We start from the raw sequence: 18,473 nt of genomic DNA on the forward strand, positions 1-18,473 counted from the left end.
ATCAGTCACCCAGATATTGAATGGTGATGTGGTATTTAAAGACATGCTGTTCGATGCTGATCGGCTCGCGCTTGCCTTTGCGGTTCAGGTAGGTGATTTCGGTCACCAGCGTGCCGCGAGCATTACGCAGTTCACGCCTGTCGCCGCTGTCCGTCAACGTCCAGCCTTTCGGCAACTGCGGCTGCCAGGTGCTAATCGGCCAGTGGCTGAGCATGACGTCAGCCAGCACCTGACTGGCGGGCGGCAATTGTGGAACCACGATGGACTGCTCGGTGTGCAACCCTTTGTCATCGTAAGTGACGAGGAACAGACGAATACCCACCGACGACAGCCCCGCCAGCGTGATTTTTTTATCATCGGCATTCAGCATCACCAGCAGCGACTGGGTTTTGCCGTTAAAACTGCCGGTGAGCAACTGTTGAGCGTTCACTGCCGGAGAGATGCCCGGTGCAGGCAGCATCACCCGCGTACCTGGCTCCAGCCACGCCTGCGGGCGGCCTTGCTGATCTTTTGGCGAGTGGCTGCAGCCGGTGAGTAACAGTGCAAAGAGGCCCAGCGCTAACTGCGCGATGGCGCTACGCTTATCGGGCCTACGCCAACCTGTTGACCCGCCAGGCCGGATAAGGCGTAGCCGCCATCCGGCAAAAAGATGTTTAATCATTTTCGTTTTTTCTCTCTTTTCGTCGGCATCGCCAGAGGGGAAAGCAGGAACGCGGTAAAAATGCCGCTGACCAGCACAATGCCAAAACTGCTGATCGCCTGGGTGGCGCTAAAGACCAGCATGCCGAGCGTCAGCAGAGTGGTCATCATCGCCAGTGTGATAGCCAGCAGGGAAGTGAGCGGCGTCCCACGCGGATTACTGAAAAACAGCGTGTAGTTAATGCCGATCCCCAGCACCAGTACCAGCGCCAACAGCGAGAACAGATTGACCGCATGCCCGCTCAATGCCAGCACCGCCAGACCGCAACCCAAAGAGAGCACCGACGGCACGAGGCTGACCAATCCTCTGCGCCAGCCTAACCGCGCGATCGCGCCGCAGGCAATTACCGCCAGCGCGATAAACAATAAACCGGTCAGTACGTTGCGATACAGTGCAAACAGGTTGTCAAAGGTGCTTTTGCGATCGACCCACGCGACACCGGGATATTTCTCGCTAAGCGCGTTGAGCGCCGCGCTCTGGGTCACGCCTTCCACGGGCACCAGTACACCGCTTTCGCCGTGAGGCAGGCTCAACCACAACAGTCGCCAACCTTCGCTGGCCGGGCTGGCAAGCCAGGCGTCAACGGTTACCGGCATAGGGGCTAGATCGGGATTGACCGTCGTCAGCCCAGCGTTGTTCAGGGCCTGAATGACCGTGGGCGCAGCGTTTTTCAGCAAGGCGAGATCCTGCTGCTGACGAGCCAGTGAATTCAACGGGATCGTGCGATAGCCGTTGAGCAGTCCCTCTTTTTTCGCCTGCGCCAGCGCGGGGACAAAGGCTTCCAGCCGTTCCAGCGTCTGCTGGGCGGAGTCGCCGTACACCACAAACCACTTCTGATCGACACTCTGTCCGGTCAGCGTAGTAATGGTTTTTTCCTGCGCCAGAATGTGCTGCGGCAGCGCCTGCAACTGGGAGATATCATCATCCACGCGTAGGGTCGCCAGACCAGCCAGTGAGAAAAGCGCGAGTGCCACCGGCAAACCGACGGAAAGCGTTTTATTGCGTCGCCAGGCGGCAAGCCAGCGCAGCATCAGCACCATCGCCGGAACCGGACGCACCGGTAGCCCGCGACACAGCCACGGATGCCAGAAAATCACCGTCAGGCACGAGGCGCTCAGTCCTGCCGCCGCAAATACCGCCATCTGGCGAATGCCGGGGAAGGGGGCGAGCATCATAATCAGGTAGGCCGCGACGGTGGTCAGCAGCGCCAGCAGCAGGGCATTTCGCACTTTTGCCAGACTTTGCCAGGGCGAGGTTTCCGCGCCATGCACCATCCGTTCGGTCAGGTAATACAACGTGTAGTCGGCGGAGATGCCGATGATGCTCATGCTCATCACCAGCGTCATCAGATGCAGTTCACCGAAGAACAGCAGCGTGACGACGGTTCCCGCCAGCGCGCCAATGCCAATCGACAGCAGACACAGCAGCAGCGGGCGCAGCGAGCGGAACACCGCGACAATCAGCAGCAGCACGCCCAGCACTGTCGCCACGCCAAGCGTGGAGACATCCTGTTTTGCCTGTTGGCTGGCGTAATCGCTGTAGAATACCGTGCCACGCGACAGTAGCTGCGCCTGGGGATAGCGCGCTTTCAGCGCCTCTGCAAGCGCGCTGAGCGTGGTCACCAGATGATGCGTCTGTTGCATATCGAACGACGAACCGGCCAGTTCGCCATGCAGCAGATACCAGTAATTTCCCTCGCGGTCCTGCGCCACCAGCCAGCCGTCCATCAGCCGCAGACGCTGACCATTTTCGGCCATCGCTAACTGTGAGCCGCGCATCAGCATTAGCGGGTCGTTTTGCAGCTCTTTACCGCTGACGCCGGAAAACGCGGAATAGAGCTGAGACAGGATCCATTGCGCCTGCGCGTCGCCGCCGTTTTGTAGGCGGGCGCGAGTTTGCGGGTCGATCAAACCGTTGCGGTGCTGCCAAAAGAACGCGCCCCACGCCTGTTGGCTGTTGGCATCCATTGGGCCTTTTACCTCAGCCAGCGCCTGTGATTGTTGCAGCATCGCCAGCCAGTTACGGGCGATTGTCGGGTCCGCCTTTTTACCGGGACTGACCAACCAGACCAGCTGGCGGTCAAGACGCTGCATAAAGCCGTCATTCAGGGCTGGCGGAATCGCTCCCAGCGCCTGTTTTGGCAGCATCGCCAGCACGCTGCTGTTGAGCCGCGCCTGAGGCAGCAACATCAGCAACACGCCCAGCATCATGATGCAGGCGATTCCCCATAACAGCGCGGGGCGTTTACTGGGCGGCAAAGCGTTGGCGTTCGTCATCAGTCAGTTGCGCAGGCGTCAGTTGGTGTTGGGAAAGCACGATATCCGTACGGTCGCCCTGTTTGTCGTTTAGCTCAATACGTTCCAGATAGGTTTTTCCGGCCAGGTCGATGGTGGCAAAGATCTTATCCAGTGGCGTGGTGACAGGCGTCAGGCGTAGCGTCCAGCGGCCCTCTCCGCGATCTGCAAACTCCACGCGGAAGTTTTGCTCCAGCACTTTGCGGTCGGCCTGAAACAGCCCGCGCAGTAGGTGGTTAAACTGGAACATCTGCGGGTTGTTATCGGCGGTGATAGTCTGCGGCGGCTGACCGTTGATGGCCTGCACCATTCGCGTATCGTCCAGCAGCAATTGCATCGGGAACGGACGGGTTTGATCCCACAAAAGCCCCTGGTCGCGGGCGATCAACATCGTTCCTGCGGATCGCAGCGGCTGCGGCAGATCTTTTATCGTCCGGGTTTGATCGAAATGCGCGCGGATCACCGGCTGTTCGGTAAAGCGTTGTTGCAGTTCATCCAGTGTCAGGGCGCTGACGAACGGGCTGACGAGCAGTGCCAGCAGCGGCAGAAACCTCATGGCGTCACCCCCATTCGTTCAAACAGAATGTCCGGGCAGACGAAGCACATTTCGCGGCTTTTCTCTTCCACCGCGACCTGAATGGTGTAGCCCGTCGTCGCGCGTTTCCCGCTTTCAGCATCGAAGATTTCATAGCCAATGCGCAGGCGGTTTTCGAACTCTTCCAGACGCGCCCGCACGCGAATGCGCTGCTCAAAGGTCAGCGGATGGCGGTATTTCACGCGGGTATCCACCACGGGCCACAGGTAGCCGGAGGCTTTCATCTGGCGATAGCCATAGTCGAACTGGTTAAGCAGCGCTTCGCGGGCAATTTCGAAGTAGCGGAAGTAGTTGCCGTGCCACGCCACGCCCATCATGTCGACGTCATGAAACGGAATGGTCAGCTCGACTTCAGCCGTAAAGCGGGGATCGTTCAGCACCCTTTACTCCTTGTTTTTGGGTTCCGGCAATTGCCAGAAATCGAAAAAGTTAAACCAGTCGAGCGGCGACTGTAACGCGTAATGTTCAAGACGTTCGGTATAGCGGTCGATGGTCTGCTGTAGCGCCTGCTGGCGTTCGGCGCGCGGCAAGACCAGCGGATCGGCGAACGGCTCGCAGTGAATGCACAGCTTCTCCTGCTGACGCAGGGCAAAGAGGAGATCCACCGGGCAGCGCAAAATCGAGGCGAGGATAAATGGCCCCTGCGGGAACGGGGCGGCTTGCCCCATGAAACGACTCCAGCAGACGCGCCATTCGCCGCCACGCTGGGGATTGACCGCAATGCGATCGCCGACAATAGCAATCCATTCCCCGCGCTCCAGCTTCTCTTTGAGCGCAATGGCGGTGTCCGGGCCGATGTCGGTCACTGGCATCAGGTTGAGTCCGGCCTGCGGGGCCATCTCTTCCATAATCTGCTTAAAACGCCGGGCATTATCGCTGAACACCAGCGCGTTGATGGTTTTGCTGCCCTGCAACTGCGCCAGCGCGCGACAGGCTTCAACATCGCCCAGGTGCGAGGCCAGCAGCAGCTTGCCGCGAGGATCGCTCACATTCAGCGCTGCTTCAGCCCCTGGCGCAAACACCACGTCGCGACCAAAATGCAGTTCACCGCGCCAACTGGCGATTTTATCGAGCATCGCGTTACCAAAACGCAGGAAGTGTTGGTAGCTGGTGAGGTTAGCCGGCACCGGTCTCTGCCGCGCGGCCAATTGCTCACGCACGCGGGCGATCCAGTTCTGTGAGGCTCGGCGAGCGGTGGACGCCGTCAGCCAGTAAACACCGACCACCGGATACAGCAGCAAGGTGAACGCTTTGCGTCCCAGCAGCCGCCAGACCAGCAACATCAGGCGCATTCCCCACAGCCCTTTCACCTCCTGCTGGCGCGCCCAGTGCGGCGACGTTCGACGCAGCAGCAGTGACGGGATGCGCGGCAACATGCCGAAGAACAGGCGCGTATGCATCAGCGAAATGCGACAGTTATCTTTGAAAGCATCGAAGTGCGACAGCCCGTCCGGCGGATAGGTCACGCGAGTCGGGACAAAATAGCTGGGGGTGCCCTGCCACCAGAGACGCACCATCACTTCGGTGTCAAAATCCATTCGCTTACCGAGCGTTACCCGCTGCGCCAGCTGGCGAGTGGGGGCGACAGGGTATACACGAAAGCCGCACATACTGTCTTTCAGTTGCAGGGAAAGGGTTTCAATCCATACCCAGACATGGGTTATCCAGCGCCCGTACAGACGCGAACGGGGAATGGAATCATCATAAATCGGCTGTCCGGAGATCAGCGCGGCGGGATGGGCCTGCGCCAGTTCCAGCAGTTTTGGAATGTCTTCAATGGCATGTTGACCGTCGGCATCGACCTGGACGGCATGGGTAAATCCGGCCTCTGCCGCCGCCTCTAATCCGCGGATCACCGCCGCGCCTTTTCCGGCATTTTCCGCCAGACGGATTAAGGTCAGACCGGAGGTGTCCTCGGCGAGTCTGTCCAGTTCCTGCTGCGTGGCGGCATCGCTGCCGTCGTCCACCACAATACACGGCAGATTAAACGGCTGCAGGCGTGTCAGGACACGCGGCATCATGGCGCCGTGGTTATAGCAGGGGATCAGCACGCAGGGGGAAAAGGTTAACGACATAGCCGGATCTTCCCGCTGCTGGCGGTATGGCGCGCGTCGCCATCGTGGCGTTGATAGCTGAACGTCAGGATCTGACGCGCTTCCTGCCAGCTCAGCGTTAGCGTGACGGTGTTTTCCGGCAGCAGTGGTGCCTGGAACTTCACGTTCTGAATGCTGTGAAAACGCCAGCCGGGAGCGAGCAGAGTGGTGGCATAGTGCATCACCCAGTCAATCTGTGCGACGCCCGGCAGCAGCGGCTGCACGGCAAAATGGCCGCTAAACCAAAAAAGAGAAGGATCGAGATGCAAGACGATCTCGACCTGTTGGGGCTGTGCCTGATGGCGCTCAATTTCATGGGGTATCATGAAACAACTCCTGTAATTGCGCATAGACACGCTTATTCATACTGTTGACCGGGATTTCGTCGATCACCCGCCAGTAACGCGGTACGGCGACCGGCTCGAGCCACGGTAGCAGCGCTCGCCGCCACGTCAGCTCCTGCGTTTTTCCACCGCTGTTCTGCCAGCGCTGGCGCGCCTCGTCATCCAGTACCAGCAGTACGCCCACGCCCTGGCGACCGCCACGGGTGATCGGCAGGGCGGCGACCTCGCGGATGCCCTTTAGTTCCAGCAGGCGTTGTTCGACTTCGCTGAGCGAAATACGCTTCTCTTCAATTTTGACCACCCGTCCACGGCGTCCCATCAGGCGGAACTGACCGTTTGGTTCAAACTGCAGGATATCGTCGAGCAGCAGACCGTTAGCGTCGGCAATCAGCGGAGAAAAGACACGAAATGCAGCATCTTCTGCGGTAAATGACACGCCGGGGAAGGGCAGCCAGGTGACATTCTCCTGCTGGCGATAGCGCCAGGCCAGAATACCAGTTTCGGTGCTGCCGTAGATTTCATCCGGCCAGACGTTCAGCCAGGCGGCGGTTTGCGTGACGTCCTGCCACGGTAACATGCCGCCAGCCGACAAAATCATTGCCACCGGCGGTGCGGGAAGCTGGTGGTCGAGACGTTTTAAAAACGCCGGGCTGCTGATAAACACATAGCGATGTTCGTGACCCAACGCAGCCAGTTGCTCCGCGTAGTAGAGCATGGCCGCATGCAGCGGCAGACCGAGCGCCATTGGCAGGAAAATACGAAACGTCAGACCGTACAGATGCTGCGGCACGACGGAGGCTACCACTCTGCACCCCGCCAGGCGGTCGGCAAAGCGCGCCGCCAGCAGTTCGGCTTCATGGTCCAGACGGGCAATGGGTTTGACGATGCGCTTCGGTTGCCCCGTCGAGCCGGAGGTAAACAGCTCGACATATGCATCGTGGCGCAGGGGCGGGAAGAGGCACGCTTCATCGCTGAGCGTCATTGCTGAGCTAACCACCCACAGCGGCCCCTGCCAGCCGAGCGTTTTATCGCTCAGTACGCCGTCAAACAACGCCCGCTGTTCGTCGAGCAAAGAGACGCGGTTATGCCCCGGGATCACGGGTGTTTTCCCCGCATGCAGGGTCGCCAGCAGCGCGACAATAAACAGATAGCTGTTTTCAAAACAGAGCGCCCAGCGATCGCCTTTTTGCTGTTGCAGGCGTGTCATCAACTCCGCGACATCGTGGCGCAAGTGACCGAGCGTCCAGTGGCGTTCATCCTGCCAGGCGACAGGCGTGTTCGCTGGACGGGGGGAGGTGAGCCATTCGGCAAGCGTCAGGGTCTGTTTCATTGCAAGTCTCGATTCATCATCCAATGGCGTACCAGCCATTCGCTGCCCATCAGTAACCCCATCAGCAGGTAGGCAATCATGCCATTCCATGCGGTCCACATTGCCATATCGCCGTGGAGGGCGGTAAACAACGCCACGCCGCCGTTGAAGATAAAAAAGGCGCACCAGATCTGCGTCACCCGGCGGGTGTAACGCACCGCCACAGCCGGGAGTTGGGGATCGCGCAGTCGCGCCAGTCGTTCAACGATGGGCATCGATGACCAGAGCGAACCGCCAAAAACGGCAAGCATGACGGCATTCACCACAATCGGATAAAACAGCAGAAGCTGATGGGTTTTAAGCAGGTAGCTGGCGACGCACAGGGTGATACCCACTGCGGCCACCACCTGGGTGACGACGCGCAGCGGACCCGCCTGTCGCCGGGTCTGGCGAAAGCGTAAGAACAGCAATAGTGCCATCAGCGGCAGTAACCACTGCAGGCTGTGGTGCGCCAGGCCAAACCAAATCAGGAAAGGCCAGGCAAGCAGCAGCACGCCTGTCAGCACAGGCAACGCGCGAACGCCCGACACGGCGAATCAGGCTTCTTTAAGCAGGCGTTCTACCGCGTCAACGACATCCTGCACGGTGCGTACGGCTTTGAACTCTTCCGGTTTGATCTTCTTACCGGTTTTCTTTTGCAGATGGACGATCATGTCGACGGCGTCGATGCTGTCCAGCTCAAGATCGTCGTACAGACGCGCTTCAGGTTTGATCTCCTGCGGGTCTATCTCAAACAGCTTAACCAGCAGCGCAGAGACTTCGTTATAAATGGCGTGTTGATCAGTCATAACGGACTCTCCTCAGGCACGTTGCGCATTAATGAACGATGCCAGCGTGGCGACGGAGAAGAAGTGCTGGCGCATCTCTTCACTTTCCGCAGACAGCACCACGCCGTACTGATTTTTTACCGCCAGTCCCAGTTCCAGGGCATCAATCGAGTCCAGCCCCAGGCCGTCGCCAAACAGCGCCGCCTCGGTGTCAATGTCGTCTGTTGACAGTTCGTCCAGATTCAATGTCGTTATGATGAGATTTTTAATTTCAAGATAAAGCGCTTGCATCATTAATTCCTGAGAGAGGTAACGTACCTGGTTGTAATTGAAGCAAAAGATGCCGGTTTAGCTGTCTTGCCGCCAGCGCCGGTTCTTGTAAATTTGCGTCGTAAAAGTGGTCGATCTTTACCCGCTCGCGTACCTCGACGGTAAACAGCGGTTTTACGGGCGGCACCTGATACCATTTGCTTTCTTTATCCAGCATGCGCTGGCTGCAATGGATGGTCACCACGCGAATATCGCTGCCGCAGCGCACGGCGATATTCGCCGCGCCGCGTTGCAGCGTCATGGTCTCGCCGGGGCGAGTGCGGGTGCCTTCGGGGAAAATTAAAATCGTATCGCCCTGCGCCAGGCGTTGCTGACTGGCCGGTAACAGGGCGTCGGCTTGGCTGTTCACCAGATAATCCGCAGCACGCACTACGCCGCTGAGGAACGGGTTCTTCAGCAGCGCGCTCTTCACCAGACAGTCTGTTTCGGGCATCACCGACGCCAGCAGGACATAATCGATCAGGGTGGGGTGATTGGCGACCACCAGACATCCGCGTTCCTGACGCAAAATATCTACCCCGTTCATCTGATAATCCAGCACGCCCAGCACTCGGGTTACCGTTAAAAAGAGACGGAAGCTGGCGGCAATGCTGCGTCGGGCAATGCGGCGACGCCGGGCATTGTCCCATACGAACACTAATAAAACGTTAAACCAGACGACCGAAAGCAGCAGCCCGCCGAGTCCGAAGAGGGCGAAGCAGAAGCCGGTCATGGCGATTCGCCAGAGTCGGTTCAGCGTGGAGATAACCCCTTTCATGACCGACTCCAGTGCCAGTTCACTCGCTCACCCGGAAGGCTAAACGAGCGGGAATTCTGCAAATAGTGCTGTAAAAACAACAGGCTTTGCGGGAGTGGCGTTTCAGCGCCAGCCTGAGCCGGTTCGCTCTGACACACCCAGTCGTTACCTGCTTCGCAGACCAGCGCGGTGGCGTACGGCCAGGTTGGCATATTTTCCGGAAGGCGCGGGTGGTAAAACTCGGGAAGAAAACCGTCGAAATCGACCATCAGCACGCGCTGATAACCCGCCTGTAGCAGGCAGATGACTTCACATAGCCCCTGCTGGAAGGTATCGCGCCCGGCGGAAAGTGATGACGAGACGATAGGGTGTTTAGCCGCGATAGTCAGGTTGCCCACCGCTGAATTGTGTACCGACAGGGCAAAATCGGTCGGCGAGAGCGCCTGTTCTGTCGCCAGCGCGTGCAGAATCCGGTAGTTACGTTCGAGCTCTCCGTGGCGACTGGTGTATAGTACCGCATCAATATCGTGGCGACGCAACATCGCCAGTCCGCACTCGACGGCCAGTTTACTGCCGGAGCTTAGACGACGGGAGGTCATCATCGGCAGTTCACGCAGTTTGCCTTGTGCCGCCGACGGATCGATGGCGTGCGGATGCCGTGACCATTGCAGCCACTGTATCAATTCGCTCAGACCTGGCGCCATCGCCCGCCAGTCGGTAATGTTTAGTGAGAATTTCATCAACGCGCGTCCGCGGTAAACCGGTGATTCCAGTAGCGTTCAGATGCTACTTTGTTATTTTTTCTTTTGACATATCAATAAGGTATGTCCAACGCCTAAGTTGTCGTGGCGTTCGTCCACCTGGAACCCTGCCTTGTCCAGATAGCCATAAAATTTCTCTGCGCTGTAGAAACGGCTGTTGCCGTTCGCCATGCAGGTAAAATAAAGCGAAGACGCATTCAAACTGAATGAGGCGGCTTCAAAACGCTGCGCATCCCAGAACAGCTCCATAATGCACAGTCTTGCGCCGGGTTTCATCACACGGGCAACCTTGCTGAGCATGGCGACAATTTGCTCCGGTGAAAAACAGTCAAGAAATTGACTCATCCACCAGATATCGGCCTCAGTGGGTAAAGGCGCATCGCCAAGCATATCCACCGCATGAAAACCGATGCGATCGGATAATCCTGCATTTTCGATATTTTCGCGGGCAAGTGCAATTTGTTGTGGCAAATCTAATAACGTTATCGCGATATTTTCGTCGAATTGACTACAGCGTATTGCCCATTTTCCCGTATTTCCGCCTACATCGTACAGGGTTGCAGGACAACTGGCGAATACATGCGGTAATGCGGCGTCAAACGCCCCATCAGAATAGTAATGATCGAAGGCGAACCAACTTTCACGCGCGGACGGCGGCAATTGCGACAATGCCGGATAAATAGTTGGCCAGTCGCCAAACACTTTTAACCCGGACGGTTTTCCTTCTTTCAGAGCATTCTCTAAAAAGAACAATCCCTGATAACAGACGTCGTGGGTGAAATCCATATTCACGCGAGTCATCGTGTCATGCAAAAGGAAATGTCCGATTTTCGCCAGATAATAGCGTCCCGCTTTATGGGTGATGATGCGTCCGCTTAATCCCATATCCAGCAAGACACCGACTGCATATTCGTTAACGTGACTGTTTTCGGTGATCTCTTCCAGTGTTGCACCCTGTTTTCCCTGGCGGTCAAGATACGCCAGCACATCAGCATTTCGCAGGCAAAGTGCGGTTTGAAACAGCATGGGGGCGAAGGCGATACGCTGCGCTTCCGTGATCGCATCCAGTGCGCTGAGGGAGTCCTGTTCGTACATAGCGAGTACAACCTGTTAAAAGACAAAAAGAGGTTATCGGGCCGCAAACGACCCGACTTTAGGAGATATTACAGACCCGCACCCGCAGACAGGTTCAACTGAATATCTTTATCCAGGTTACGGACCCAACGGTTGTAGTTTTTATGAATTTTACCGCCAGAAGCCTGCAGGTTGAAGCTGCTGTCGTATTTGATATCGTAGCTGGAGGCGGTGTAGGTAATACGCACTTCTGCAACGTGGTCGCGAGACTGCTGACGCGCTTTGATCACGCCCGGACCCGCTTCCGTCATGATCCATTTACGCTGAACGCCTGCTTTCAGGATCGCGTTTTTCACCTGATCCTGAGTATGGCCTGCGGTCACCGAAGAGTGCACCTGATCGATGGGGGCAGTACGCGCACAACCTGCCAGCGCACCGACAACGGCAATCGCCGCAAACCACTTAATGTATTGTTTCATGAAAACTCCCTATCAAAATTACTATTTATATTAACGTTGAATGCATTTCTGAATTGCGTTTTAGTTACAATGATACCGACTATTTTTAATGTTAACTTTGACGGGACACCGTGAAAATTCTGAAATTAATTCATGCAGGCTGAAGACGTTTATCTTCCGGATTATCATGGTATTAGTTAATTTTCACTTAAATTAAATTGTCGATACCATTTAATTTGAATTAAATGCACTGCGGAAAAACCTGGAACTCATTTCGCGAAGGAAACCGCGCTTATTGAAACATCCAGGTAACAAAAGCGCGCCTTATAATACTTTCACCGGTAAGGGAATAAAACTACTCTGGTTGGTAGGGCGGGTTTATCCCGGTAATCGATTTTTCGGTCGCCCAGGGCCCAGTAATATTGCCAGTTTGCTGCCGCCCGTTGTGGTCTCCATCCAGATTTTACAGACGCTGGTCAGGGGAACGGAGAGCAACATCCCCACCGGGCCGAGCAACCAGCCCCAGATCAGTAAAGAAAGGAACACCACCAGCGTCGACATGCCCAGGCGATGCCCCATCATGCGCGGTTCAACCATGTTGCCCAATACCATATGGACCACCAGGAACAGCGCCCCCACCAGCACACACTCATAAACGCCGTTGAAAAGCAGCGCCTGAACCATCGGTGGAACGGCGGAAATCACCGAGCCAATATTGGGTACATAGTTCAGCAGGAACGCCAGCACTCCCCACATCAGGGCAAACTGAATGTTCATCAGTTCCAGCCCCAACCAGACAATGACCCCGGTCCACAGGCTGAGCAGCGTTTTTAACGCCAGATAGTGAGAGACCCCCTTCAGCGCCCTGTGCAGTCCGGCGATGTGGATTTGCGGATTGTGCAGTGCAAAACGCATTTTGTAGGGCACATGGCGGACCTCAAACAACATAAAGACAACCGTCATCACCAACAACACAACGCTGGCCATCGCCCCCGAGAGGCCGGTCATCAGCGTGGTGGTGAAGGTGACAATTTTCTCCGAATCCATGCGTTGCAACATGCGCTCTGGCGACATATGCAGATTTAGAAATGGCATCATATCTTGCAGATACAAAAGCTTACGTGTCAGCTCCTTGTTGTATTTCGGCAGCATGGCAATAAATTCATTCACCGAGGCCGCCAGCACGCCAATCAGCGCGGTGAGCACGAACAGCATCACGACCACCACAATGGTGATCGCCACAGGGCGTTTCACTCCCCGCCGGATAAACCAGGTGACCAGTGGATTGAGGACAATGGCGAAAAAGAGCGCCAGTAATAGTTGCACAATGATATCTGCGGCGGCGTGGATCCCGGCGAGAATGACGACCAGCGAGGCCAGTTTGAGCAGAATATGTAGACCGGCTTTGTCGGGTTGAGGGGTTGTCATGTTTACATCCTTTTTTGATTTTCATTAAGTGTAGCGGCTCGCTGGCTGCCGATATTCCTAATCTGGCTGCTGATTTTCCCGGCGTGGCGTGGTAGAAATGAAACATTGTTGTAAAAACGTGGTGATCCCCATGCCCGAACCCGTCGCTGAACCGGCGCTTACTGGATTGCGCCTCAATCTGCGCATTGTTTCTGTTGTGATGTTCAACTGTGCCAGCTACCTGACCATCGGCCTGCCGCTCGCGGTTTTGCCTGGCTATGTGCATGATGTTATGGGGTTTAGCGCCTTCTGGGCGGGGCTGGTCATCAGCCTGCAATACTTCGCGACTTTGCTCAGTCGCCCTCATGCCGGACGCTATGCTGATCTGCTCGGGCCAAAAAAGATTGTGGTTTTTGGCCTGTGCGGCTGTTTTCTCAGCGGGGCGGGCTATTTTCTGGCAGGAAGCGCCAGTAGCTGGCCGGTTGTCAGTTTGCTGCTGCTGTGTCTGGGCCGCGTGATTCTGGGGATTGGACAGAGTTTCGCCGGGACCGGCTCGACGCTATGGGGTGTTGGCGTGGTGGGCTCGTTGCACATCGGGCGGGTGATTTCCTGGAACGGTATTGTGACTTACGGGGCGATGGCGGTCGGCGCGCCGCTCGGCGTGCTGTTTTACCGTTGGGGCGGACTACAGGGATTAGCGCTGATTATCATGGGTATCGCGCTGCTGGCCATTTTGTTAGCGATTCCGCGCCCTGCGGTGAAAGCGAGCAAAGGGAAGCCTTTGCCGTTTCGCGCGGTGCTTGGACGCGTCTGGCTATACGGAATGGCCCTGGCGCTGGCCTCGGCGGGTTTCGGGGTGATAGCCACCTTTATCACGCTGTTCTATGACGCCAAAGGCTGGGATGGCGCGGCATTCGCGCTCACCCTGTTTAGCTGTGCGTTTGTCGGAACGCGTTTGCTGTTTCCCAACGGCATCAATCGCCTGGGCGGTCTGAATGTGGCGATGATCTGCTTTAGCGTCGAGATAGTCGGACTGCTGCTGGTGGGAGTGGCGATGATGCCGTGGATGGCAAAAATCGGTGTGCTGCTGACAGGAATGGGTTTTTCGCTGGTCTTCCCGGCGCTTGGCGTGGTGGCGGTCAAAGCGGTGCCGCAGCAGAATCAGGGCTCGGCGCTGGCGACGTATACGGTGTTTATGGATCTGTCGCTGGGGGTGACGGGACCGTTGGCTGGGCTGGTGATGACCTGGGCTGGCGTGCCGGTCATTTACCTGGCGGCGGCAGGGCTGGTGGCGGTTGCGTTGCTGCTAACCTGGCGGTTAAAAAAACGGCCTCTGCAGGAATCGCCAGAGGCCGTCTCGTCGTCCTGATGGTTACTGAATAACCAGCGTATTGATGATGTTTTCAGCGGCCGTCTGCGCTTTCTGCTGGTCGTCCGCTGGCAGCGTAATTTGCAGAGTCAGCAGTTGGTTATCGACTTTTCCCAGCACCACAGAAGAGTAAGCGGTCTGGCCTTTCGCCGAGATGATGCTGTCTAACTGTTGCAGCGTGTGACCTTTCAGCTCGATGGATTTGTTGGTCACCACCTGCAACTGCGGGTCACGGCTGCGCTGCTGATCTTCAAGGCGTTTTGCCAGCACGGACAGCTCTTCGTTGCTGTTATCACCGACGATGACAATCACCGCTTTCTGGCCGGTCGCGTCAGAGTAGACGTGCATATTGTTGGCCTGCGTACCCAGCTTGCCACTCTGGTCCGTCATATCTGCCGGCAGTGAGAAACTCAGTTTGCCATCCAGCAGAGAAACCGGCTGACCGGTTGCGTTGCTTTCTGCCGCCGTGCCTTCTGCCGGCGCTTTTGTATCACTATTATCACAGGCCGCCAGCCCCATAACCAGCAGGCCAATACCGACATATTTAACCAGATTACGCATTGACTTCTTCCTTTCGATAAACGGCCATAACGGCGCATCCGTTCATCTTATCACAACCCGGAAAAGGAACCTTTAGCTCAACTTGTCTGCATCGCCGGGATTTCAGATTTATCTGCCAGTTTTTTCAGCAACATATTCAGCAATACGCCATACATCGGCAGGAAGAACAGGATGCTGATCAGCACTTTGAAACAGTAATCGACGATGGCGATTTCCATCCAGTGCTCGGCCATGAAGGCATCCGGACTGCGCCAGAAGGCAATGAAGAAAAAGGCAAGGGTATCGCTGACGTTGCCAAACAGCGTTGAGGCGGTCGGGGCCATCCACCAGCGGCGGTTCTGTCGCAGGCGGTTAAAGACATGCACATCGAGAATTTGTCCCAGTGCATAGGCCATAAAGCTGGCGACTGCGATACGGGCGACAAACAGATTGAAGTGCATCAGTGCCCCGAATCCCTGCCAGGAGCCCATATAGAACAGCGACGAAATCACATAAGAGATCAGCAACGCTGGCATCATCACCGCAAAGATAATTCGACGGGCCAATGGCGCGCCAAAAATGCGCACGGTCAGATCGGTAGCGAGGAAAATAAACGGAAAGCTAAACGCGCCCCAGGTGGTATGGAAACCAAAAATGGAGACCGGGAGCTGGACCAGATAGTTACTGGAGGTGATCACCAGCAGATGGAATAGCGATAGCCAGAACAACGCTTTTACGCGCTGCGATTGTGTGAACGGAGCCATATTGTACCTTTTTAATTGATGATTGGGGTGAGGGAACCCAATTCGTGCCAGATGCTATTTTACTTGCCATTTTGCTCTCGGGCAGTGCTCGCGCTCCTCACGTACGACGTGTACGCTCCGGGCGCTGTGCGCTGACCTTAAACAAACTGATGGCGCCTATAACGCGTCTTCCTTTTTTCAGGCCGCCGCATAATACTGCTTTGCGGTGGCATTGCAATGGCTATTTTTCACGCAATCGTTAACCTGATTGGCTTACTTCCGAACTGAGCGTAAACTACAGCCGTTTTTTTAGTGAATGAGACCACGATGAGCGATCTGTTTTCCTCTCCCGACCATACCCTTGATGCCCAGGGGCTCCGCTGCCCGGAACCGGTGATGATGGTGCGTAAAACCGTACGCAACATGCGGACCGGCGAAACGCTGCTGATTGTGGCGGACGACCCGGCGACCACCCGCGACATTCCCGGCTTCTGTACGTTTATGGAGCATGAGCTGGTGGCAAAAGAGACTGACTCTCTGCCGTACCGCTATCTGGTGCGTAAAGGCCAGTAATCTTGTTATGCCGGATAAGCGTTAGCGCCATCCGGCAAAAAAACGTTATCCTTTACGTAACAATCTGAGCGCATTGGCGGTAACCAGCACCGTTGCCCCGGTATCCGCCAGCACCGCCAGCCACAGACCGGTCATTCCGAGCAGCGTGGTGACAAGAAATATCCCCTTCAGTCCCAGCGCAATGGTGATGTTCTGACGGATATTGGCGTGGGTCGCACGCGCCAGTTGGATCATCTGCACCAGCCCGGTAAGGCGGTTATGCGTCAGTGCGGCGTCCGCCGTTTCCAGCGCCACATCGGTGCCGCTACCCATCGCGATCCCGATAGCGGCGGCCTTCATCGCCGGCGCATCGTTAATGCCATCCCCCACCATTGCCAGCGGCGACTGTTGATTGAGCGTGGTGACCGCCTCCACTTTATCTTCCGGTAGCAGCCCGGCGTTATACGTCAGACCCAGCTCGCCAGCAATGGCGGCTGCCGCGCGCGGGTTATCGCCAGTCAGGATCACGCCGTTCACGCCCAGCGCATTCAGTTCGCGGATGGCGGAACGGGCATCGTCGCGTAGCGTATCCTGCAGGGCGATGACGCCGATCACGGTCTCATTGCGCAGGACCAGAACGACCGTCTGCCCGGCGCTTTCAAGCTGGTTAATCTCTCCGGCAAAGGCGTCGGCAGGACGTTTCCCGGCAGCGCAAATCAGAACGCTTTCGCCATTCACCTGCGCTTCAATCCCTGACCCTACCAGCGCCCGTTGCCCCTCGGCGGATGGGATCGTCAGCCCTGCGGTTTGTGCTTCGCGCACAATGGCCTGCGCCAGTGGATGCGTTGCGCCTTGCTCGACAGCCGCTGCCAGCGCCAGCAGTTCAGACTCACTGACGCCGGTGGCCGGATGAATTGCCGTGACGCACGGTTTCCCGACGGTCAACGTCCCGGTTTTATCAAAGGCGACCTGGGTGATACGGCCCAACTGTTCCAGCGCCGCGCCGCCTTTAATCAATGCCCCGCGACGAGCTGCTGCCGCCAGTCCAGAAGTGATGGCTGCCGGTGTAGAGATGACCAGCGCACACGGACAGCCGATTAGCAGCAGCGTTAACCCTTTATAAATCCACTCCTGCCAGGATCCCGCGAACAGCAGCGGCGGGACGAGCGTGACCAGCAGGGCGATGGCCATAATCGCCGGCGTATAAATTCGGCTGAAGCGGTCGATAAAACGCTCGATTGGCGCACGACGCTCCTCGGCCTCTTCGATTAACTTCAGAATGCGGTCAATCGCGCTGGCACCCGGTTCAGAGAGCACTTCCAGCGTGACGAGACGGTCCACGCTGGTCGCCCCCGCCGGGACTTTTTCACCGGTGGCGCGTTCCACCGGGATCGATTCTCCCGTCAACGCACTCTCATCAAAACTGGCAAAACCAGAGACCAGTTTACCGTCGGCAGGGAGACGTCCCCCGGCAGCGACTTCAATGATGTCGCCCGGTTGCAGCGTGTTGATCGCCACCTCTTCGCGTACGCCGTCGCGCAGACGTGTCGCGGTTTCCGGTTTCAGCGCCATCAGCGCGCTGACCCCTTTGCGGGCGCGACTGGCGGCCCAGCCTTCGAGGCGTTCGCCAATCAGGAACAGCAGCAATACCATCGCCGCTTCTGCTGTGGCACCGATGAACAGCGCCCCGATAGCCGCGACGCTCATCAGCGTTTCAATGGCAAACCAACTGCCGGTTTTTATCAGCCGTAGCGCCTGGCGGGCAATCGGGAACAGGCCGACCAGCGTCGTGGCGATAAATGCCAGTTGGCCGAACGGATGGTTGAACTGCTCCAGCCCCCAACTGAGCGCCATCATGACGAGAAGCGTGAGCAGCGGCAGGTTCTCTTTAAAGCGGGATTCAGGCGTTTCTTCCTTCGCCTGTTCATCGCGTAGGGTGTAACCCGCTTTTTGCACCGCATGCTCGATTTGCTGGCGTAGATCGCCGTTGCTGTCGACGACCAGTTTCTCGGTGGCAAACAGCACCTGAACCTGGTTGACGCCGCTGACCTGGCGCACCGCGTTTTCTACTTTGCGGGCGCAGGCGGCGCAGTCCATCCCGGATACTTTCCAGCTATAGCGGGTGCCTTTTACCGTTTCAACAACAGGTTCAGGGGCTGAGCATGCGCCTTCGCAGCAGCAGTCATCGGGCTTCTGCGGCGTGGGAGCTGGCTTGAAAGATGAAAATTGTGGGGCTTTTTTGCCATTGTGAGCAGGTATCGACATGGCATCCTCCGGTTGATGATAATTTTCTCATTAACCGGAGGATACACTCTGGAGTCGACTCCAGAGTCAAGCGTTA

Annotated in this window: 20 protein-coding genes; 2 read left to right on the forward strand and 18 right to left on the reverse strand. The window is 56.9% G+C overall.

The genetic code is table 11. From position 1 onward, the window contains the following. Window position 1 precedes the first annotated feature (1 nt). The 15 genes from HVZ37_RS01340 to HVZ37_RS01410 all read right to left on the reverse strand — a co-directional run bounded on the left by HVZ37_RS01340 (window position 2) and on the right by HVZ37_RS01410 (window position 12,949). Window positions 2-661, reverse strand: coding sequence for a DUF3261 domain-containing protein (locus HVZ37_RS01340; RefSeq protein WP_181628042.1), 660 nt, complete (start codon window positions 659-661; stop codon window positions 2-4). Further along, window positions 658-2,976, reverse strand: coding sequence for an MMPL family transporter (locus tag HVZ37_RS01345; RefSeq protein ID WP_181628043.1), 2,319 nt, complete (start codon window positions 2,974-2,976; stop codon window positions 658-660). The genes HVZ37_RS01340 and HVZ37_RS01345 overlap by 4 nt, the downstream gene beginning before the upstream one ends. Beyond that, complete coding sequence (locus tag HVZ37_RS01350; RefSeq protein ID WP_044263906.1) at window positions 2,945-3,550, reverse strand: outer membrane lipoprotein carrier protein LolA; 606 nt, start codon at window positions 3,548-3,550, stop codon at window positions 2,945-2,947. Before HVZ37_RS01350 ends, HVZ37_RS01345 begins: the two co-directional genes overlap by 32 nt. Next, the gene (locus HVZ37_RS01355; RefSeq protein ID WP_042998503.1) at window positions 3,547-3,969 is read right to left on the reverse strand and encodes a thioesterase family protein; all 423 of its coding nucleotides are present in this window, start codon (window positions 3,967-3,969) and stop codon (window positions 3,547-3,549) included. Before HVZ37_RS01355 ends, HVZ37_RS01350 begins: the two co-directional genes overlap by 4 nt. Before the next feature lie 3 nt (window positions 3,970-3,972). Then, window positions 3,973-5,664, reverse strand: a complete 1,692-nt coding sequence (locus HVZ37_RS01360) for a glycosyltransferase (RefSeq protein WP_130097494.1) — start codon at window positions 5,662-5,664, stop codon at window positions 3,973-3,975. Next, window positions 5,655-6,008: a beta-hydroxyacyl-ACP dehydratase gene (locus HVZ37_RS01365; protein WP_044263902.1), complete on the reverse strand. Its 354-nt coding sequence runs from the start codon at window positions 6,006-6,008 to the stop codon at window positions 5,655-5,657. The genes HVZ37_RS01360 and HVZ37_RS01365 overlap by 10 nt, the downstream gene beginning before the upstream one ends. Continuing rightward, window positions 5,995-7,356, reverse strand: coding sequence for an AMP-binding protein (locus HVZ37_RS01370; protein WP_054176491.1), 1,362 nt, complete (start codon window positions 7,354-7,356; stop codon window positions 5,995-5,997). The genes HVZ37_RS01365 and HVZ37_RS01370 overlap by 14 nt, the downstream gene beginning before the upstream one ends. Beyond that, window positions 7,353-7,925 carry a hypothetical protein gene (locus HVZ37_RS01375; RefSeq protein WP_054176490.1) on the reverse strand — a complete coding sequence of 191 codons (573 nt, stop codon included), beginning with the start codon at window positions 7,923-7,925 and terminating at the stop codon, window positions 7,353-7,355. The genes HVZ37_RS01370 and HVZ37_RS01375 overlap by 4 nt, the downstream gene beginning before the upstream one ends. 6 nt (window positions 7,926-7,931) lie before the next feature. After that, a complete protein-coding gene (locus HVZ37_RS01380; protein ID WP_042998498.1) occupies window positions 7,932-8,183 on the reverse strand; it encodes an acyl carrier protein in 252 nt (83 codons plus the stop codon). A gap of 12 nt (window positions 8,184-8,195) precedes the next feature. Continuing rightward, window positions 8,196-8,453 carry a phosphopantetheine-binding protein gene (locus HVZ37_RS01385; protein ID WP_042998497.1) on the reverse strand — a complete coding sequence of 86 codons (258 nt, stop codon included), beginning with the start codon at window positions 8,451-8,453 and terminating at the stop codon, window positions 8,196-8,198. Further along, on the reverse strand, window positions 8,434-9,249 hold the full coding sequence (locus HVZ37_RS01390; protein WP_042998496.1) for a lysophospholipid acyltransferase family protein: 816 nt from the start codon (window positions 9,247-9,249) through the stop codon (window positions 8,434-8,436). Before HVZ37_RS01390 ends, HVZ37_RS01385 begins: the two co-directional genes overlap by 20 nt. After that, a complete protein-coding gene (locus HVZ37_RS01395) occupies window positions 9,246-9,968 on the reverse strand; it encodes a beta-ketoacyl synthase chain length factor (RefSeq protein ID WP_099433897.1) in 723 nt (240 codons plus the stop codon). The genes HVZ37_RS01390 and HVZ37_RS01395 overlap by 4 nt, the downstream gene beginning before the upstream one ends. A gap of 54 nt (window positions 9,969-10,022) precedes the next feature. Further along, complete coding sequence (locus tag HVZ37_RS01400; RefSeq protein ID WP_044263895.1) at window positions 10,023-11,084, reverse strand: methyltransferase; 1,062 nt, start codon at window positions 11,082-11,084, stop codon at window positions 10,023-10,025. Window positions 11,085-11,152: 68 nt separating this feature from the next. Next, a complete protein-coding gene (locus HVZ37_RS01405; protein ID WP_125340073.1) occupies window positions 11,153-11,530 on the reverse strand; it encodes a hypothetical protein in 378 nt (125 codons plus the stop codon). 369 nt (window positions 11,531-11,899) lie between these two features. After that, a complete protein-coding gene (locus HVZ37_RS01410; protein WP_044253594.1) occupies window positions 11,900-12,949 on the reverse strand; it encodes an AI-2E family transporter in 1,050 nt (349 codons plus the stop codon). A gap of 97 nt (window positions 12,950-13,046) precedes the next feature. Between HVZ37_RS01410 and HVZ37_RS01415 the strand changes: the two genes are divergently transcribed. Then, window positions 13,047-14,297 (forward strand): MFS transporter, encoded by a 1,251-nt coding sequence (locus tag HVZ37_RS01415; protein WP_071888335.1) that lies wholly within the window; start codon window positions 13,047-13,049, stop codon window positions 14,295-14,297. A 3-nt stretch (window positions 14,298-14,300) separates the two neighbouring features. Here the strand turns inward: HVZ37_RS01415 and HVZ37_RS01420 are convergent, their stop codons facing one another. Then, window positions 14,301-14,858 (reverse strand): DcrB family lipoprotein, encoded by a 558-nt coding sequence (locus HVZ37_RS01420; RefSeq protein ID WP_109739759.1) that lies wholly within the window; start codon window positions 14,856-14,858, stop codon window positions 14,301-14,303. Window positions 14,859-14,935: 77 nt separating this feature from the next. Continuing rightward, window positions 14,936-15,601, reverse strand: a complete 666-nt coding sequence (locus HVZ37_RS01425; protein WP_042998489.1) for a 7-cyano-7-deazaguanine/7-aminomethyl-7-deazaguanine transporter — start codon at window positions 15,599-15,601, stop codon at window positions 14,936-14,938. Between the two features lie 306 nt (window positions 15,602-15,907). Between HVZ37_RS01425 and tusA the strand changes: the two genes are divergently transcribed. Next, window positions 15,908-16,153: a sulfurtransferase TusA gene (gene tusA / locus HVZ37_RS01430; protein WP_042998488.1), complete on the forward strand. Its 246-nt coding sequence runs from the start codon at window positions 15,908-15,910 to the stop codon at window positions 16,151-16,153. A gap of 45 nt (window positions 16,154-16,198) precedes the next feature. On the opposite strand, the gene zntA is transcribed toward tusA, so the two are convergent. Further along, window positions 16,199-18,397, reverse strand: coding sequence for a Zn(II)/Cd(II)/Pb(II) translocating P-type ATPase ZntA (gene zntA / locus HVZ37_RS01435; protein WP_181628044.1), 2,199 nt, complete (start codon window positions 18,395-18,397; stop codon window positions 16,199-16,201). Between the last annotated feature and the right edge of the window lie 76 nt (window positions 18,398-18,473).

The organism is Citrobacter sp. RHB35-C17 (assembly GCF_013816795.1).
GTDB lineage: Bacteria > Pseudomonadota > Gammaproteobacteria > Enterobacterales > Enterobacteriaceae > Citrobacter_A > Citrobacter_A amalonaticus.

Bases quoted from the DNA above. Each gene is read 5' to 3' on its own strand.
- HVZ37_RS01340 (WP_181628042.1), bottom strand. From the start codon at position 661: ATGATTAAACATCTTTTTGCCGGATGGCGGCTACGCCTTATCCGGCCT.
- HVZ37_RS01345 (WP_181628043.1), bottom strand. From the start codon at position 2,976: ATGACGAACGCCAACGCTTTGCCGCCCAGTAAACGCCCCGCGCTGTTA.
- HVZ37_RS01350 (WP_044263906.1), bottom strand. From the start codon at position 3,550: ATGAGGTTTCTGCCGCTGCTGGCACTGCTCGTCAGCCCGTTCGTCAGC.
- HVZ37_RS01360 (WP_130097494.1), bottom strand. From the start codon at position 5,664: ATGTCGTTAACCTTTTCCCCCTGCGTGCTGATCCCCTGCTATAACCAC.
- HVZ37_RS01365 (WP_044263902.1), bottom strand. From the start codon at position 6,008: ATGATACCCCATGAAATTGAGCGCCATCAGGCACAGCCCCAACAGGTC.
- HVZ37_RS01370 (WP_054176491.1), bottom strand. From the start codon at position 7,356: ATGAAACAGACCCTGACGCTTGCCGAATGGCTCACCTCCCCCCGTCCA.
- HVZ37_RS01380 (WP_042998498.1), bottom strand. From the start codon at position 8,183: ATGACTGATCAACACGCCATTTATAACGAAGTCTCTGCGCTGCTGGTT.
- HVZ37_RS01385 (WP_042998497.1), bottom strand. From the start codon at position 8,453: ATGCAAGCGCTTTATCTTGAAATTAAAAATCTCATCATAACGACATTG.
- HVZ37_RS01390 (WP_042998496.1), bottom strand. From the start codon at position 9,249: ATGAAAGGGGTTATCTCCACGCTGAACCGACTCTGGCGAATCGCCATG.
- HVZ37_RS01395 (WP_099433897.1), bottom strand. From the start codon at position 9,968: ATGAAATTCTCACTAAACATTACCGACTGGCGGGCGATGGCGCCAGGT.
- HVZ37_RS01400 (WP_044263895.1), bottom strand. From the start codon at position 11,084: ATGTACGAACAGGACTCCCTCAGCGCACTGGATGCGATCACGGAAGCG.
- HVZ37_RS01410 (WP_044253594.1), bottom strand. From the start codon at position 12,949: ATGACAACCCCTCAACCCGACAAAGCCGGTCTACATATTCTGCTCAAA.
- HVZ37_RS01415 (WP_071888335.1), top strand. From the start codon at position 13,047: ATGAAACATTGTTGTAAAAACGTGGTGATCCCCATGCCCGAACCCGTC.
- HVZ37_RS01420 (WP_109739759.1), bottom strand. From the start codon at position 14,858: ATGCGTAATCTGGTTAAATATGTCGGTATTGGCCTGCTGGTTATGGGG.
- HVZ37_RS01425 (WP_042998489.1), bottom strand. From the start codon at position 15,601: ATGGCTCCGTTCACACAATCGCAGCGCGTAAAAGCGTTGTTCTGGCTA.
- tusA (WP_042998488.1), top strand. From the start codon at position 15,908: ATGAGCGATCTGTTTTCCTCTCCCGACCATACCCTTGATGCCCAGGGG.
- zntA (WP_181628044.1), bottom strand. From the start codon at position 18,397: ATGTCGATACCTGCTCACAATGGCAAAAAAGCCCCACAATTTTCATCT.